The sequence below is a fragment of the Micromonospora sp. CNZ297 genome (assembly GCF_007827625.1).
In genome coordinates this window covers 110638-126720 of sequence record NZ_VISU01000005.1, presented here as the reverse complement: position 1 = coordinate 126720, position 16083 = coordinate 110638, and the positions used below count along the sequence as shown (strand labels likewise).

Here is a 16083-nt window from a genome sequence, read left to right as displayed (position 1 = left end):
AGCAAGGGGGCCGGAATGCGTACCGTCAAGGGACGGACCGACCGGGTGGTCGTGGTCGGCGCCGGGCTGGGTGGGCTGGCCTGCGCGCTGCACCTGGCCGGCAGCGGCCGGCAGGTGACAGTGCTGGAACGCGAGCCGGTGCCGGGCGGGCGCGCCGGGCGGCTCAGCGTCGACGGGTACGAGTTCGACACCGGCCCGACAGTCCTCACCATGCCCGACCTGATCGCCGAGGCGCTCGGCGCGGTGGGCGAGGAGCTGACCGACTGGCTCGACCTGACCCCGCTCGACCCGGCGTACCGCGCCTACTACCCGGACGGGTCGACGCTCGACGTCATCACCGACACCACCCGGATGGCCGCCGAGATCGCCCGCGTCTGCGGCCCCCGGGAGGCCGACGGCTACCTGCGTTTCGTCGAGTACGCCCGCAACCTGTGGCAGTGGGAACGGGCCGACTTCATCGAGCGCAACCTGGACGCGCCGACGGACCTGCTCACCGGCAACCTGCTGAAGCTGTTCGCCAGCGGCGCCTTCCGGCGGCTCCAGACGAAGATCAACCAGTTCTTCCGCGACCCGCGTACCCAGCGGATCTTCTCCTTCCAGGCCATGTACGCGGGCCTGTCGCCGCACGACGCGCTGGCGATCTACGCGGTCATCGCGTACCTCGACTCGGTGGCCGGCGTGTGCTTCCCGCGCGGCGGCATCCACGCGGTCTCGCGTGGGATGGCCGGCGCGGCCGAGAAGCACGGCGTGCAGATCCGCTACGGCACCACGGTGACCCGGGTGGAGACCGCCAACGGCCGCGCCACCGGCGTCGTCACCGCCGACGGCGACTTCATCCCCGCCGACACGGTCGTGCTCAACCCGGACCTGCCGGTCGCCTACCAGGACCTGCTGCCGCCCAGCCGGCAGCGCAAGCTCACCTACTCGCCGTCCTGCGTGGTGCTGCACATCGGTTCGACGCAGGGCTATGGCAAGATCGCCCACCACAACATCCACTTCGGGCGGTCCTGGAAGGGCACGTTCGACGAGGTGATCCGCCGAGGCGAGCTGATGACCGACCCGTCGCTGCTGGTGACGAACCCGAGCCGCACCGACCCGTCGGTGGCGCCGGCCGGCAGGCACACCTACTACGTGCTGGCCCCGGTGCCGAACCTGGAACGGGCGCCGTTCGACTGGACGGGCGACCTCACGCAGCGGTACGCCGACCAGCTCGTCACCACTCTTGAGGAGCGCGGCTACGTCGGCTTCGGCGACGGCATCGAGGTGATGCGGGCCGTCACCCCGGCCGACTGGGCGGCGCAGGGCATGGCCGCCGGCACCCCGTTCGCCGCCTCGCACAGCCTCTTCCAGACCGGCCCGTTCCGCCCCTCCAACCTGCACCAGACGCTGGAGAACGTGGTGTTCGTCGGCTCCGGCACGCAGCCCGGTGTCGGCGTGCCGATGGTGCTGATCAGCGGCAAGATCGCCGCGGCCCGGATCACCGGGGCGATGTCGTGAGCGAGCGGGAGACCCACCTGGTCGAGCTGGTCGACGACGACGGGCTGGTGATCGGCGAGACCACGGTGGCGACCGCCCACCAGCCACCCGGGCGGCTGCACCGCGCCTTCTCGGTGCTCCTCGTCGATCCCGACGGGCGGGTGCTGTTGCAGCAGCGGGCCGCGGTCAAGACGCGGTTCCCGCTGCGCTGGGCGAACTCCTGCTGCGGACACCCGCTGCCCGGTCAGTCGCTGACCGAGGCCGCCAACCGGCGGCTCGCCGAGGAACTCGGCGTCGACGCGGTCGACCTCACCGAGGTGGGCGTCTACCTCTACTACGCCGAGGACCCGGCGACCGGACGGGTCGAGTTCGAGTACGACCACGTGCTGCGCGCCGACGTACCCGCCGACCTGGTCACGCGGCCCGACCCGGACGAGGTGGCCGACCTGCGCTGGGTCGACCCCGGCGCGGTGGTGGCCGACCTGGACGCCCACCCCCGCGAGTACGCGCCGTGGCTCGGCGGCGTGGTCAACCGGCTGCTGCACCCCACCGACGCGTCCCGGCCGGGCGTACCGGCCACCGAGGCACCGGAGCGGTCGGGTGGCCGATGAGGCGCTGAGCGCGGGGGCCGTCGCACGCCGACTGGGCGTGGCGGTCACCACGCTGCGTACCTGGCACCAGCGCTACGGTCTCGGCCCCAGCGAGCACGTACCGGGCCACCACCGGCGGTACACGCCGGCCGACCTCGCCCGCCTGGAGATCATGCGCCGGCTGACCACCGAGGGGGTCGCGCCCGCCGAGGCCGCCCGCTGGGCCCGGCAGGCGCCGGCCGTGCTGCCTCCGGAGCGGCTCGGCCTCAAGGCACGGGCCTCGACGGTACGCGACGGCGGCGGCACCACCATCCCGGTTGGCCGGGCCGGGCCGGCGGCGCGCGGGCTGGCCCGTGCCGCCATGCGACTGGACTCGGTGACCATCGGCCGGACCATCGCCGACGCACTGGCCGCCGACGGGGTGGTGGCGACCTGGGAGGGGCTGCTGCGGCCGGTGCTCGCCGGCATCGGGGAGCGGCACGCCGCCACCTCCGCGCTGATCGAGGTGGAACACCTCATGTCCCGGTGCGTCTCCGAGGCGTTCGCCACAGTGGCGCGGACGTACCCGATGACCGGTCCGCCCCGGATCCTGCTCTCCTGCGCCGACGAGGAGCAGCATTCGCTGCCGCTGGAGGCACTCGCCGCCGCGCTGGCCGAGGTCGGTGTGAGTTACCGCATGCTCGGTGCCCGCGTACCGGTGCCGGCCCTGGTCGAGGCCGTCAACCGGACCGGTCCGGCGGCCGTGGTGCTCTGGTCGCACATCCGCGCCACAGCCGACCCGTGCCAGCTCACCGCGCTGCTGGCGGTGCCACGCCGGCCGCTGCTGGTGCTCGCCGCCGGGCCCGGCTGGCGGGCCGACTCGCTGCCGGCCGGGGTGGTCCGGCCGGTGGACCTGGCCGAGGCGTTGTCGCTGGCCGTGGCGGTACGGGACTCGCTGGACCAGTCGACGACAAGCTGAGCCCCTCTCCCGTTCCGGGTCGGCGTCCACTACGGTCGGAAAGTCCGTCTGACCCCGACCCCTCCGGGAGCGACGAATGCGTCCACGCGCCCTGTCGGCGCTCGCCCTGGGCCTGGTGCTTCTCGTCACCGGCTGCGGCGAAGCCGGCAAGTCACCCGAGAAGGCCGCCGCACCGCCGTCGGCCTCGGCGTCGCCGTCCCCGACGCCGGTGACGAAGCCCTCACCGACCCACACCACCCCCGCGAAGCCCAAGCTGCGCCCGCTGCCGAAGAAACTGCCGGCGGGCCTGCACCGGGCCAGCGGGAGCAACGGGGTGGCGCTCACCTTCGACGACGGGCCGGATCCCCGCTACACCCCGCAGATCCTGGCCCAGCTCCGGGCGGCCCACGTGAAGGCCACCTTCTGCGTCGTCGGCAAGCAGGCCAAGCGCTACCCGGAACTGGTGGCCCGGATCGTCCGGGAGGGGCACCAGCTCTGCAATCACAGCTGGCACCACGACGTGAACCTGGGCCGGCGCTCCGCCGCCGAGATCCGATCCGACCTGGAACGGACGAACGAGGCCATCCACGCCGCCGCGCCCAAGGCGCCGATCACCTGGTTCCGCCAGCCCGGTGGCCGCTGGACGGCCGAGGAGGTCACGATCGCCAAGCAGATGGGCCTGCGCCCGCTGCACTGGAGCGTGGATCCGCAGGACTGGGACCACCCACCGGCGAAGACGATCATCAAGCGGGTGAAGGGCGCCACCCGGCACGGCTCGGTCGTGCTGATGCACGACGCGGGGGGCGACCGGGCCCAGACGATGGCCGCCTGCCGGCACCTAATCCCGGACCTGAAGCGGCGGTACGGCATCGCCCTGCCGCGCTGACCTGCGGTTTTGCCCGGCTCCACGGCCGTGCCCATACCGGTTTTGTCGTCCGCGCAGGCATGACATATGCTTCTCCTGCCTCCGGCGGGGCCGGATGGGAGCAAGTCCGCTTGAAGTTGCGAGTGTGCAATGATGGCGGGGCCGCCCTCATCGTCTAGCGGCCCAGGACGCCGCCCTTTCAAGGCGGTAGCACGGGTTCGAATCCCGTTGGGGGCACGGTCCGGCTCGCGCCGGATGCAACACCAGCCAGGTCCTGTGGAGCAGTTGGAGTGCTCGCCGCCCTGTCAAGGCGGAGGTCGCGGGTTCAAGTCCCGTCAGGACCGCAAGCGCTGACGCCGCGCAGCTCGATGCGCGGCGTTCTGCGTATCGGCCCGTGCGGTAGCATGTGCCGAGCACCACGGCCAGGTAGCTCAGTTGGTACGAGCGTCCGACTGAAAATCGGAAGGTCGGCGGTTCGACCCCGCCCCTGGCCACATAGCCTTTCGCCGGGCTACAGGAGCGCCGACCAGCGGGAACGCAGGTCGGCGTTCTGCTTTGTGCGCTAGAAGCCTGCCTGTCCGGTCTGCCCGTTACCTTTTTGCTTCGATCCGGCGCCGTCGCATGGACACAGCGACCAGTCCGGCGGCGAGAACTGTCAGCACGGCACCGCCCACGAGCCACAGACGGCCCGGCACCTGTGCAGGTGCCGGTAAGGCCGTGACGAGCGTCGGGGCGGCTGCGGGCGCGGACGGTGTGGTCTGCACCTGCGCAGGTGCGGCGGTGATTCCCGCGCACAGCCCGGTGACGCCGTCGCGGGAGTTCACGCGGTACCGGGTGCCGGTGCGGAAGTCGTAGCCGCAGCTCTCCTCCTGGCGGCCCACCCTCAGCCGGAGCGTGGCCCCTGCCCGGAGGCTGCCCTTCTCGACCGATTCCACCGCGAGCTGGACCCCGGTGTCCGTCACCTCGGTGATCGTGCCGACGACGATGAGGTCGGCACGCTCGTCCGCGCCGGTGCGCGCGCAACTGCACGCCCAGGCCGGCTCCGCCGGTGAGGCGACCACGACGAGGCCGAGGCTGAGGGCGGTCAGGGCGAGCAGAATCGCGGCGCGCAGCTTCACACCGATACCGACGCTCGGACGGCCCCTGTGGTTCCATCGGCCGGGTGCATCGCGACGGAGGCACCGCGGCGTGGAGCGGGCACTCGCGCGACGCGTCCCGCGTCTACGGTGAGCGGGCCCGCCGAGTGGCGGACAGGATGCCACCGGAAGGCCACGTGTGCGTGCGCTGCGTACGGCTCTGACGCCGGTCCTCGTACTGGCCGTGATCCTGCTCGGCGGGTGTGGCCGGGTCTCGGGGCTCCTGGACCGAGTCTCCCTGTTCCATCCGGTCTGGGCCGCCGACGGCTGGGTCTACTACCTGCGGGAGGTGACCTCGACCTCGGGCTCGGGAGTAGCCGAGGTGTGGCGGCAGCGACCCGATGGGAGCGCCGAGGAACCCGTTCTCAAGCGCGCGCCAGCGGTATCCACCTGCGAAGCGGGCTTGTTCAGCTTCCTGTTCGCCGGCCCCGGCGGCGACCTCGGGGTGGCCCTCGAATGCGGCTGGGACGAAACCGAGCTGCTCAGCTACTCGCCCGCCGACAGGACGTTCGAGCCTCTGGCGTCGACGCGTTTCCTCGCCGAAGCCGCACTCGTGAACCGTGGCGGCGGGGGATATGTGGAGGCGCCCCGGGAGTGCGGTCCGGGGGGAGTCCAGTTGCTCGCCGACGGGAAGGCGTACGAGTTCGGCTCTCCGGTGACGGTGGGCGGAGTGACCTTCAACCTGAGCGGCGGTGACACGGATTGCGAGTCGACGGTGCTGGCGCGGTCGCCTGCGGCGCTGGGTGAACGGCTGTTCTTCATCACCGCACCCGACTCCCTCGGCAGGTTGCCGCTGCCGCCCGAGGTGAGTCCGGACGATCTCACCTGGCACCTGACGGAGTGGGCCGTCGGATCGGCCACAGCCAGGTTCATCACGGAGCTTCCCGGCCTCGCCGACCTGGCGGTGTCGCCGGACGGCCGGTCGGTGATCGCCGCCGTCGCGTCGGACCACGTGGGCGGGGTCTGGTCGGTCGACGTCCGCACCGGGAAGAAGACGAGGATCGCCGGCGGCGCCCGCGCCTACCACCCGAGCTTCTCGCCGGACGGGAAGCGGTTCGTCTACGTCGAAAAGCTCGAACGGCTGAAATTCGCCGAGGCACGGTAGCCGCCGGCGCACGAAAGAGGTCCCCACCGGCGTGCAGGCCGGTGGGGACCTCGTGGCATCCGCTCAGACAGCGGCGGGCTGCTCCGCCGCGTCCGAGGCGCAACAGGCGCTCTCGGTCGCCTTCGCCAGCTGCGGCGAGTCGGCCTTGACCGTGTAGACCTCCCACGGCTCGTCGCCGGGGCCGCGTACCCAGACCTTGTCCTGGAGCGCGTAGCAGCACTCGGTGTCGTTCTCCTCCAGCGTGATCAGGCCGGACTCGGTGAGGCGGTTGGTCGCGGCGTTGACCTCCTCGGTGGTGGACACCTCGACCCCGAGGTGGTCCATCACCGTCGGCAGGCCGGGCTCACCTTCGAGGAGTACGAGCTTCAGCGGCGGGTTCTCCACCGCGAAGTTGGCGTAGCCGGGGCGGCGCTTGGCCGGCTCGACGCCGAACAGCTTGCTGTAGAAGGCCACGGAGCCTTCGAGGTCGGACACGCGCAGGGCGAGCTGGACGCGGGACATGGGAACCCCCTGTCTAGATGTTTATCGAAGCAGTCTCCACCCTGCCTCTTGATTCGAAGTCTGTCAACCTAGAGAAATGTCGAAACAGGCGCGGATGTTCGAGACCCTCGACCTCTTGCGCGAATAGGTTTGCGCTGCAAACCTATTTGGGTCACAGCGCTACGGCTGCCGGGAGGAACCATGCCGTCCGAGTCACCCCGCGAGGACGATGCCCAGGAACTGCTCGCCTCGATGACCACCCTCCGCCGGCAGGCGCGGGCGGCCCGTCAGGCGTACTGGCTTCCGCTCCTGCTCTTCGGGGTGCTCATCGCGGCGGCCGCGCCGCTGTACGTGGAGTCGGCGGAGCCACCCGCGCTGCGCGCCGGGTCCGACGGTCCTGTCCTGACCGGTCTCGGCGGCGGCTTCCTGGAGAAGTCGACCGCTCTGGGCTGGTACTGGCTGGCCGCGCTCGTCGGCGGCTACCTGGCCGGCCTGGCCTGGTACCGCTGGCACGGCCGGCGAGCGGGCGTTCAGACCCCGACCCGTGCGTACGTCATCGCCGGCATCGCGGGCACACTCGTCGGCCTCGCCCTTCCGGTCGTCCTGGAGTTCCTGCTGTTCAACACCAGCGCACCCGTGTCGGGCGGCACCAGTTGGCTGACCGGTCCGCTGCTCGGCCTCGCCAACCGGGGCATGCTGCCGCACCTCGTGATCGCCGTGGGCCTGGCGGTCCTCGCCCACCTCGAACGCAGCCGTAGCCTGTGGGTCGTGGTCGGGCTCTACACCGTCGTGCTCGTCGCCGTGAACGCCTGGTTCCAGGTCTCCGACCTGCAACCGGGTGATCTGACCCGGTTCAGCTTCATGCTTGCGGCAATGCTCCCGGCACCGGTCCTGCTGATCGGCGGGGGTCTGACGCTCGCCGCCGCGAAGAAGCAGCACAATGGGTACGCGTGAGCACCGTGGACGACCCTCGCGCGGGCGGGCCGTTCCCGACGAACGGTCTCGACGACACGGTCCACCAGCGGCACCGGCTCGGCATCCTGACCATCGCCGCCGAAGGCGAGCGGGTGGAGGTGGCCTATCTCCGGGAGGCCCTCGAACTCACCGCGGGCAACCTGTCCCGGCACCTCACCGTGCTGGAGGAGGCACGCCTGATCCAGGTGGAGAAGGGTTACCACGGCCGTCGTCCGCGGACGTGGATCCGGATCACCAGGGAGGGACGTCAGGCCCTGCAGTCTGAGATCGCCGCCCTCCAGGAACTCCTCCGCCGCCACCAGCAGGCCGCACAGCCCTCCACCTCGGCCGGTCCGGACGACTTCCCACCCGCGTGATGCCCTCCCCGGTCACCCGATCCCGGACAGGCGGGCGGCGGGACCGGCGGCGGGCGGTCAGGTCTTTGGGGGGCGGCGGTTCTGGGTGGGGCTGCCCTGGATCGCCTCCCAGACGCTCCGGCCGGCCTGCCGGAGTGCCTGTCCGGCCTGTCCCGCCAACTGTGCCGCCTCGGCGGCGGCGCTCGCCGGCTGGCCGGTCCCGCCCGGGCGCTCCGAACCGCGCTTCTTCTCGGTGGGACGTTCCGCCGACGGGCCCGCACCGGCGCCCTGCCCCGATCCGGCGGCACGCTCGGACTCCGTCCGCGCCGGGCGCCCGGGCGGCTCGGGTGCCTCGATCGGGCCGGACACCGCCGGAGCGGTGCGCTCGACCACCTCGCCGGCTGCGGCCACCGTACGACCGGTCTGGTCCACCACCGGCGCGGCGAGCCGGTGCACGTCGTCCAGGGTGACACCGGCCGAGCGGGCCAGCGCGTCGATCAGCTGCGGGTTCCGGTCGATCGTGGTCAGCGCCCGGTCCAGGATCTGCACCAGCTTCTCCAGCCGTACCTTGAGCAGCGCCTCGGCGCTCACCCCGGTGATGTCCAGCTCGACGCCCTCCAGGTGCACCCGGACTCCGGCGTCGAGCTGGAGCAGGTTGGCCAGCCGGGCGCGCAGCGACAGGTCGGCGTCGAGCCCGTCCACCGCGAGCCGGATCTCGTCGACTGTCAGCTCAGGCACGTCGAGCAGGACGTCCGGCTCCGACTCGGGACCGGCCGGCGAGCCGGTCAGTTCGTCACCGGGGTCCGGCACTGGTTCGGTGGCTCGGCTGTCGGTCATGCTCCCCGCTCTCCCATCGGTCCGATCGGCCGCGGTTACCCGCTTTCCGGTACGGCATCCGTCGCCCACCCCCACCTCGCGGATGCCCGCCCTGACCTCCCGGAAGCCCCGCCGGGGCACCTCCCGGAAGCGCCGTCGCGCCTTGCGCAGAGCGCCTGTCCCACCACTCAGCGCTGTCGGGAACCGGTGTTCCCGGTGTCCGGAAGCGGGCGGAACGGAAGCTGCACACCGAGACATGAGCCGGTATGGTCCGGACCTATGGGACAGGAGATGGCCGATCCGGATGAGGTCCGGCAGGAATCCGACCGCTTCTCCCTCCGCAGCAGCCTGCTCGTCCCGGCATCCGCCGAGCGGGCGTACGCCGTCTTCACCGGCGCGCTCGCCGACTGGTGGGTGCGCGAATACACCTGGTCCGGCCCGGAGGCGCTCGCCGCGATCGGCATCGAGCCGCGGGCCGGCGGCATGCTCTACGAGATCGGCCCGTACGGCTTCCGCAACGACTGGGGCCGCGTGCTGACCTGGGATCCGCCCCGGCGCCTGGTGTTCACCTGGCAGATCGGCCCGGACCGGGTGCCGGTGCCGGATCCGGCGCGGGCCAGCGAGGTGGAGGTCCTGTTCCACGCCGACGGTCCGGAGCGGACCCGGGTGGACGTCGAGCACCGCTACTTCGACCGGCACGGCACGGCGGCCGAGGGCTACCGCGAGGCGCTCACCGCGGGCTGGCACGAACTGCTCTGCCGCTACCTGGCGACCGTCGCCCGCACCAGCGCCTGACCCGCACCGACCGGACAGCAGCCCGTCAGCCGGCGATACCGGGCGCCGCGCCGGTCCCGGCCACGCCGGTGCCACCGAGGTCGGCCCGGCGGCCGGCGTCCGCGCCGGAACCGAAGCCACCGCCCGCCAGCCGCCGTCGCGGGGCGGTGCGCAACCGGGGGTACGCCTCGGCGACCCGGCGCTGGACCCGATCGGAGCGGTCGGCGAGCACCAGAGCCGTGGAGGTTCCACCCGACTCCGCCACCGCCTTGCTCTCGGCCGCGCGCAGTCGTTCCGCGACGACGTACGCGAACCCGGCCAGCCAGGTACGCCGGAACGCCGCCGGGTGCTCCCCGGCCGGTACGACAGCACCGGCGAGCCCGTGCGCGGCCTGCACCAGCAGCGAGGTGAACAGCAGCTCGACCCGTTCCAGGTCGCTGGCGAAGCCGAACAGGTGCATGACGAAGCCGTTGCCCTGCCGGCGGCGTACGCATCGGCACCGCAGCGGTTCGGCGACCGCCGCGAGCAGGCCGGCCTTGTCCCGGGCGTACGGCGCGACCACGTCGACGGTCCGGTCACCGACCGGGTCGGCGGCCGGGTCGCGGGCGGCGAGCAGCGCCCGGTCGACGCCGTAGCGGGCGATCAGCTCGGTGGCCTTGGCCATGAAGGCGGCCGACTCGGCGGGCGTGCAGGCCGGGTCCTCGGCCTGGGCGAGCAGCTTGCGCACCTTGCTGAGCATCGCCTCGGACATGCACCCAGAGCTACCACAGCCGAGGGGCCGGGCCGCGCGCCGGGCTCAGTCCGACCGGCTGCGCAGCGTGGCGATGGTCGACCCGGCGAGCGTGAGCAGGCAGTCGGGCAGCAGCCCGTCGGCGGCCGCCGCCCCGAACAGCGCCTCGCCGGTGTCCGCGTCGTCGTTGGCGCACGCGCTGACGAAACGGGCCACCCAGCGGGTGTCGTAGTCGGCCTGGTCGATGCCGGGGAAGTCGAGGGCGGCGCCGCCGCCCGGGGTGTCGTCGCCGAGCATGGTGGCGGCGAGGCACCACGCCACTCCGTACGCCCCGGCGAGGCCGGAGCGGTCCACCACCGCGTCGAACGTGCCCACCACGCCGGCGCCGTCACCGGCGAGGGCGGAACGGAGCACGGCGGTCGCGTCGTCGAGCGTCTGCTGTGCTTCGTCGTTCACCCGCGGAACAGTATCGCCGGGGGTCAAGCCGTGACCCGGAAACGGCTCGTCGACCACGCAGAGTGATACCCGCAGTCGGGGTGCCGACGGAGCCGACTCCACAGTCCCGCATGCCGCGCGAGCACGCTAAGGTGCGCAGCGGACCTTCGCCGGAGGAAGGACGACCATGCTGAGAACACGCACGTCGCGCGCGGCCCTGTCCATGGCCTGCGCGGCGCTTCTGCTCGCCACGAGCGCCTGCGGGAGCGACGAGCCGGAGGAAACGCCTGCCACCCAGGTACGCCTCTACGGCACCGACGGCAACATGCTCAATTCGTACGCCGCGGAACTCAAGGACCGCGCGGACCTGGTGAACGGGATGAAGGGCACCACGCCCCTCACTCCGCTTGCCGAGAGCTTCAAGGAGCGACTACTCGCCGTAGACCCGAAGCTGGGTGACTTCCTCTACTCCGCCGAGTCGTACGACGCGGTGGTGATCAGCGCGCTGGCCGCCCAGCTCGCCGGCACCACCGCTCCGGCCGAGATCGCCAAGCAGATCGTCGGGGTGACCACCGGCGGTGAACGCTGCGACGACGTGACGGCCTGCCTCCAGCTCGCCCGCGCGGGCCGGGACATCGAGTACCGGGGCGTGTCGCTGACCCGCGCCGGGTTCACCGACACCGGCGAGCCGGCCACCGCGAGCTACGGCACCATGCACTTCGACAACCAGAAGATCGACGACAGCAAGACCGAGTTCGTCGGCGCCGGTGAGGAGTCGGGGGCGAGCACGAAGGCCCCGCCGCGTGGGCGCAAGCCGCGCGACGGCAAGGCGAAGGACGCCCCGCTGGTCCTCGGCGGGCTGCTGCCGAAGACCGGTGACCTGGCGCTGGCGAACCCGCCGCTGGCGGCCGGCGCGGCGCTCGCGATCCGTGAGGTCAACGCCGCAGGTGGTGTGCTCGGCGAGCCGGTGAAGTGGATCGAGGGCGACGACGGCACCAACCCGGAGGTCGCCAAGGCCACCGTCGCCTCGCACGTCAGCAAGGGCGTCCAGGTCATCATCGGCGCGGGCGGCTCCGGCATCTCCCGGGCCGTACTGCCGGACGTGGTGGCCGCCGGCCGGATCCTGTTCTCCCCGTCGAACACCGACGCGGGGCTGAGCGCTGTGGACGACAAGGGCCTCTACTTCCGTACCGCGCCGCCGGACAGCCTCCAGGGCCGCGCGCTGGCCGACGTGATGCTCCGGGACGGGCCGCGCAAGATCGCAATCCTGGCCCGTAAGGACTCGTACGGCGAGGGCCTCCAGGAGAACGTCCGCTCGGAGCTGGAGAAGGCCGGGATCGGCGCGGACCGGATCAAGCTGCTGACCTACGAGCCGCCGGCCGACCCGAAGACGCCTGTCGACTTCAGCGGCACCGCCAAGGAGATCAAGGCGTTCGGCCCGGAGGCGCTGCTGCTCATCGGCTTCGCCGAGTCCGCGCCGGCGATCACCGCGCTGGACGACGCGGGAGTCGACATCAAGCACTGACGCGTACCGACGCGAAGGGCCGCACCGGGGAGACCGGTGCGGCCCTCGTCGTCTCTCCCGGGCTCAGCGGGCCCGGCGCCGGTCCAGGAACTCGGTCATCCGCCGGTGTTTCTCCTCGTCCTCGAAGAGCACCGCCTGGCTCAGCAGGTCCAGCTGCGGGTGCGCGGCCGCCGGGGCGTCCACCGCCATCTTGGTCAGCCGCAGCGCCAGCGCGGAGCCCTTCGCCATCTCGTCGAGCAGGCCGTGCGCGGTGGGCAGCAGCTCCGCCGGGTCGGCCACCACCCGGTTCACCAGCCCGATCCGCAGCGCCTCCTCGGCGTCCACCCGCCGGCCGGTGAACAGCAGCTCCTTGGCCCGGGCCTCACCGATCAGCGCCGGCAGCCGGTAGGTCGCGCCCGCGCCGGCCAGGATGCCCAGCCGCACCTCGGGCTGGCCGAACACCGCTCGGTCCGTGCACACCCGGAGATCGCAGGCGTACGCCAGCTCGGCGCCGCCGCCCAGCGCCGGCCCGTCGACTGCGGCCACGGTGGGCATCGGCAGCGCCCGGATGCGGGCGAAGACGCCCTGGTTGATGGCGGCCAGCGCGTCCAGCCGGCCACGCTCCCGGAGCTGGGCGATGTCGGCGCCCCCGGCGAAGATGCCCGCCGTCCCGCCGGTGAGCAGCAGCAGCCGGGGACGCGCCTCCAGGTCGGCGCAGACCGCATGCAGCTCACCCACCAGGTCGGCGTCGATGGCGTTGCGCTTCTCCGGCCGGTCCAGCGTGACCACGAGCCGGTCCGGCAGCTCCTCGATCCGCAGCCCGCTCACTGTGCCGGCCTGTCGTTCGCGACTGCGGGGCTCGCAAGCTCACTCCTCGCGCTCACTGCTTCACGCCGTCCTTCCACGTGTAGAAGCCCCGCCCCGACTTCTTGCCCAGCTTCCCGGCGGCCACCATCTCGACGAGCAGCGGCGGCGGCGCGAAGCGGTCCCCGTACGCGGCCTGGAGCGTGCGCGCGATGTCGAGCCGCACGTCCAGGCCGACCAGGTCGGTCAGCTCCAGCGGGCCGATCGGGTGCCGGTAGCCGAGCACCATCGCCTTGTCGATGTCGGCCGGGCTCGCCACCCCGTCGGCCACCATCCGGATCGCCTCCAGGCCGAGCGTGACGCCCAGCCGGGAGGTGGCGAAGCCGGGCATGTCGCGTACGACGACGGGGTCCTTGCCGAGCCGGGCGGCGAGCGCGACGGCCGCCTCGGTCGTCTCCGGCGCGGTGGCCGGGCCGACCACGACCTCGAGCAGCGCCATCGCCCACACCGGATTGAAGAAGTGCAACCCGACGAAGTCGGCGGGGCGGTCCAGCCCGGCGGCCAGTTCGGCGATCGGGATGCTGGAGGTGTTGCTGCCCAGCAGCGCCGGCCGGCGGCTCTCCGCCTCGCGCAGGACGGCACGCTTGAGGTCGAGCCGCTCGGGCACCGCCTCCACGATCACGTCGGCGCCCTCGGCCACCTCGGCGAGCCCGGCCCGGAGCGTGACGCGCTCACGGTTGGCGGTGGCGGCCTCCTCGGTCAGCTTGCCGCGCTGCACGCCCCGGTCCCACAGCTCGCCGAGCCGGCGCAGGGCCTCGGCGCCCCGGGCGGGGTCGACCTCGACCAGTTCGACCGCGTACCCGGCGCCGGCCGCCACGTACGCGATGCCGAGGCCCATGGTGCCGGCCCCGACGACCACAAAACGACCACTCATCGACGTCCCCTCGCCGCGGCGGGGGCGCGCGGGGTCTCCGCCGCCGGGCCCGTCCGCTCGCTCGTTCCTGCATGCGACCCTATGCATGGCCGGGCCGCCGGGATGCGTGGGGGCGGAGCGGACGGGGTAAGGACGGCCCTCAACGCCGAAGGAAGGAACGAGATGAGCCAGGCACCGGAGAGCGCGGAGAGCACCGAGACGGTCGAGACCCGCGGCGACGAGCGGGTGGACCTGCTCCGTGCGGACACCAACAACGACGGCAAGACCGACGTGTGGGTGGTGGACACCGACGGCGACGGCAAGGCCGACCTGTTCCAGTTCGACACCGACGGTGACGGCAAGGTGGACATCACCATGGTGGACATCGACGAGGACGGCACGCCGGACGAGGTGGTCGACGGCGACGGCGGGCTGCCCCCGGAGCAGACCACCCCCACCGTCCAGGTCTGAGCACGTAAGGAAGGGCCCCTTCTTAACGCCTAGGCGCTTGAAAGGGGCCCTTCCTAACGCCGCAGCTCCAAGGTGGCGAGGTAGTAGGGGTGGTCGGTGTCGTCCACGTCGGTCAGTCGCCACTGTGAGCCGTGGACCAGCTCGGCGAACTCCTCGGGCGAGCAGACCAGGTAGTCGAACCAGTCGGTGCCGAGCAGCCGGTAGCGCAGCCGCAGCCGTAGTTGCCCGCCGATCCGGCCCCGCCGGCGGTTGCGCTCGTGGTAGGCGGTGTGCACCGGGTCGGTGGTCCCGTACGGGTCGGTGCCGTGGGCGATCACCCGGGCGCCGGGACGGGCCAGCGCGGCGAGCGCCGCGAGCATCGCCGGGGCGCGTTCCCGCCCTTCGAACAGTCCCAGGTTGTTGCCGAGCAGCAGGAACGTGTCGTACCGGCGGCCGTCGGCGGCGTGCTCGTCGACTGTGCCGTGCACCAGGTCGCGTACGCCCCGGTGCCGGCTGACCCGCAGCGCCCCGAGCGAGGTGTCCAGTCCGGTGACCGGTACGCCCCGGTCCTGGAGGTGCAGCGCGATCCGGCCGGCGCCGACGCCGACGTCGAGCACGTGTCCGCGTACCCGGTCCACGGCCCGGTGGTCGTGCGGCTGCCACCGCTGCGGCGGGTCCAGGTAGTGCTCGGCGGGCGCGCCGTTGACCAGCCCGTCGTCGCGCTCGATGATCTCGATGACCGGGCGGGGTAGGCGACCGCCGGCCATCGGGCGCGGTCCGATCCCGGTGGCGACCGCGTACGCGTCGCGGATCATCTCGCCGAACACGTCGCCGATCTCGGGTTCCCCGGTCATGCCCGCAACGCTATCCGGGGGTCGGCGGCGCCGTCGCCGCCGTATCCTTGGCGGCGTGACCGACCTGGACCGCCTGGCGGCGGAGAAGTACGTCCTGCTCACCACGTTCCGCAAGGACGGCCGGGCGGTGCCGACTCCGGTGTGGGCGGTACGCGACGGCGACGGGCTGGCGGTGTGGACGGTGGCCGACTCCGGCAAGGTGAAGCGCATCCGGCGCGACGGCCGGGTGACGGTGGCCCCGTGCGACGTGCGCGGCCGGCCGCACGGCGAGGCGGTGCCGGGTCACGCGACGATCGCCGACCCGGAGAGCACGAACCGGGTCCGAGGGCTGCTCAAGCGGAAGTACCGGCTGATCGGACGGCTGAGCCTGTTGGGCAGCCGACTGCGCCGGGGTGAGCGCGGCACTGTGGGGCTGCGGATCGTGCTGGACGGCCCGGGGCGCGACTGAGCCCGGACACGATCAAGGGCGGCGCCGCGACGGCACCGCCCTTGATCGGAACGCCGGAGAACGCCGGTTCGTCAGTCTCCCTGGCGCTGCTGGGGGATCTGCCCCTGCAGCAGGGCCCGAACCTCCGACTCGCGGTAGCGGCGATGGCCGCCCAGGGTCCGGATGGCACTGAGCTTGCCAGCCTTGGCCCACCGGGTCACCGTCTTCGGGTCGACACGGAACATCGACGCCACCTCGGCCGGTGTGAGTAGCGGCTCAGGTTCGTGCGTTCGCGATGCCATCGGGGTCACTCCTCCACATGTATAGACATCGGCCGGGGTCCCGCCGGCCGACGCGTCTCCCATGGTCCGGCTAGTCCCCGATGTCCGACATGGGCCGAACGGCTGAAGGTCCCTAGACGGACGGATGAAGCATGCCCGATTTTTACGACTTTTATGCCGCAGAAACTACCTTATT

Annotated in this window: 20 protein-coding genes and 3 tRNA genes; 14 read left to right on the top strand and 9 right to left on the bottom strand. The window is 72.3% G+C overall.

The features are described from left to right. Positions 1–15: 15 nt before the first annotated feature. The 7 genes from crtI to FB454_RS11570 all read left to right on the top strand — a co-directional run bounded on the left by crtI (position 16) and on the right by FB454_RS11570 (position 4362). Entirely contained in the window at positions 16–1497 is a 1482-nt protein-coding gene (gene crtI, locus FB454_RS11600; protein WP_186461583.1) for a phytoene desaturase family protein, read from the top strand. Continuing rightward, on the top strand, positions 1494–2087 hold the full coding sequence (gene idi, locus FB454_RS11595) for an isopentenyl-diphosphate Delta-isomerase (RefSeq protein WP_013283449.1): 594 nt from the start codon (positions 1494–1496) through the stop codon (positions 2085–2087). The genes crtI and idi overlap by 4 nt, the downstream gene beginning before the upstream one ends. After that, positions 2077–3024, top strand: coding sequence for a MerR family transcriptional regulator (locus FB454_RS11590; RefSeq protein ID WP_013283448.1), 948 nt, complete (start codon positions 2077–2079; stop codon positions 3022–3024). Before idi ends, FB454_RS11590 begins: the two co-directional genes overlap by 11 nt. Positions 3025–3100: 76 nt before the next feature. Then, positions 3101–3889 (top strand): polysaccharide deacetylase family protein, encoded by a 789-nt coding sequence (locus FB454_RS11585; protein WP_030273420.1) that lies wholly within the window; start codon positions 3101–3103, stop codon positions 3887–3889. 143 nt (positions 3890–4032) lie between these two features. Then, a tRNA-Glu gene (locus FB454_RS11580) sits at positions 4033–4105 on the top strand. A gap of 33 nt (positions 4106–4138) precedes the next feature. After that, positions 4139–4212, top strand: a tRNA-Asp gene (locus FB454_RS11575). 76 nt (positions 4213–4288) lie between these two features. Continuing rightward, positions 4289–4362 (top strand) — tRNA-Phe (locus FB454_RS11570). Between the two features lie 96 nt (positions 4363–4458). Here FB454_RS11570 and FB454_RS11565 read toward each other — a convergent pair. Beyond that, on the bottom strand, positions 4459–4986 hold the full coding sequence (locus FB454_RS11565) for a hypothetical protein (protein WP_013283446.1): 528 nt from the start codon (positions 4984–4986) through the stop codon (positions 4459–4461). Between the two features lie 202 nt (positions 4987–5188). On the opposite strand from FB454_RS11565, the gene FB454_RS11560 reads away from it, so the two are divergent. Further along, positions 5189–6109, top strand: a complete 921-nt coding sequence (locus FB454_RS11560) for a TolB family protein (RefSeq protein WP_232236750.1) — start codon at positions 5189–5191, stop codon at positions 6107–6109. A gap of 63 nt (positions 6110–6172) precedes the next feature. On the opposite strand, the gene FB454_RS11555 is transcribed toward FB454_RS11560, so the two are convergent. Continuing rightward, entirely contained in the window at positions 6173–6610 is a 438-nt protein-coding gene (locus FB454_RS11555; protein ID WP_013283444.1) for an ArsI/CadI family heavy metal resistance metalloenzyme, read from the bottom strand. Positions 6611–6790: 180 nt separating this feature from the next. Here FB454_RS11555 and FB454_RS11550 point away from each other — a divergent pair, with 180 nt between their 5' ends. Then, positions 6791–7543 (top strand): hypothetical protein, encoded by a 753-nt coding sequence (locus tag FB454_RS11550; protein ID WP_091330451.1) that lies wholly within the window; start codon positions 6791–6793, stop codon positions 7541–7543. Next, positions 7540–7920 carry a winged helix-turn-helix domain-containing protein gene (locus FB454_RS11545; protein WP_013283442.1) on the top strand — a complete coding sequence of 127 codons (381 nt, stop codon included), beginning with the start codon at positions 7540–7542 and terminating at the stop codon, positions 7918–7920. The genes FB454_RS11550 and FB454_RS11545 overlap by 4 nt, the downstream gene beginning before the upstream one ends. Before the next feature lie 57 nt (positions 7921–7977). Here FB454_RS11545 and FB454_RS11540 read toward each other — a convergent pair whose 3' ends face one another. Then, positions 7978–8736 carry a hypothetical protein gene (locus FB454_RS11540; protein WP_145754994.1) on the bottom strand — a complete coding sequence of 253 codons (759 nt, stop codon included), beginning with the start codon at positions 8734–8736 and terminating at the stop codon, positions 7978–7980. A gap of 258 nt (positions 8737–8994) precedes the next feature. On the opposite strand from FB454_RS11540, the gene FB454_RS11530 reads away from it, so the two are divergent. Then, positions 8995–9510 carry an SRPBCC family protein gene (locus FB454_RS11530; protein WP_030273417.1) on the top strand — a complete coding sequence of 172 codons (516 nt, stop codon included), beginning with the start codon at positions 8995–8997 and terminating at the stop codon, positions 9508–9510. Positions 9511–9535: 25 nt separating this feature from the next. On the opposite strand, the gene FB454_RS11525 is transcribed toward FB454_RS11530, so the two are convergent. After that, positions 9536–10240, bottom strand: coding sequence for a DUF2786 domain-containing protein (locus tag FB454_RS11525; RefSeq protein ID WP_013283439.1), 705 nt, complete (start codon positions 10238–10240; stop codon positions 9536–9538). Positions 10241–10285: 45 nt separating this feature from the next. After that, entirely contained in the window at positions 10286–10675 is a 390-nt protein-coding gene (locus FB454_RS11520; protein WP_013283438.1) for a hypothetical protein, read from the bottom strand. 166 nt (positions 10676–10841) lie between these two features. On the opposite strand from FB454_RS11520, the gene FB454_RS11515 reads away from it, so the two are divergent. Continuing rightward, positions 10842–12179: an ABC transporter substrate-binding protein gene (locus FB454_RS11515; protein WP_013283437.1), complete on the top strand. Its 1338-nt coding sequence runs from the start codon at positions 10842–10844 to the stop codon at positions 12177–12179. Between the two features lie 63 nt (positions 12180–12242). Here the strand turns inward: FB454_RS11515 and FB454_RS11510 are convergent, their stop codons facing one another. Together FB454_RS11510 and FB454_RS11505 are read right to left on the bottom strand one after the other, a co-directional pair. Beyond that, positions 12243–12986 carry an enoyl-CoA hydratase/isomerase family protein gene (locus tag FB454_RS11510; protein WP_013283436.1) on the bottom strand — a complete coding sequence of 248 codons (744 nt, stop codon included), beginning with the start codon at positions 12984–12986 and terminating at the stop codon, positions 12243–12245. A 52-nt stretch (positions 12987–13038) separates the two neighbouring features. Then, a complete protein-coding gene (locus tag FB454_RS11505; RefSeq protein WP_013283435.1) occupies positions 13039–13896 on the bottom strand; it encodes a 3-hydroxyacyl-CoA dehydrogenase family protein in 858 nt (285 codons plus the stop codon). A gap of 162 nt (positions 13897–14058) precedes the next feature. On the opposite strand from FB454_RS11505, the gene FB454_RS11500 reads away from it, so the two are divergent. Then, positions 14059–14346: a hypothetical protein gene (locus FB454_RS11500; protein ID WP_013283434.1), complete on the top strand. Its 288-nt coding sequence runs from the start codon at positions 14059–14061 to the stop codon at positions 14344–14346. A 53-nt stretch (positions 14347–14399) separates the two neighbouring features. On the opposite strand, the gene FB454_RS11495 is transcribed toward FB454_RS11500, so the two are convergent. Next, complete coding sequence (locus tag FB454_RS11495; RefSeq protein ID WP_013283433.1) at positions 14400–15179, bottom strand: class I SAM-dependent methyltransferase; 780 nt, start codon at positions 15177–15179, stop codon at positions 14400–14402. Between the two features lie 55 nt (positions 15180–15234). Between FB454_RS11495 and FB454_RS11490 the strand changes: the two genes are divergently transcribed. Next, the gene (locus tag FB454_RS11490) at positions 15235–15627 is read left to right on the top strand and encodes a PPOX class F420-dependent oxidoreductase (protein WP_013283432.1); all 393 of its coding nucleotides are present in this window, start codon (positions 15235–15237) and stop codon (positions 15625–15627) included. Between the two features lie 71 nt (positions 15628–15698). Here the strand turns inward: FB454_RS11490 and FB454_RS11485 are convergent, their stop codons facing one another. Next, a complete protein-coding gene (locus tag FB454_RS11485; RefSeq protein WP_007073996.1) occupies positions 15699–15908 on the bottom strand; it encodes a BldC family transcriptional regulator in 210 nt (69 codons plus the stop codon). Positions 15909–16083 lie beyond the last annotated feature (175 nt).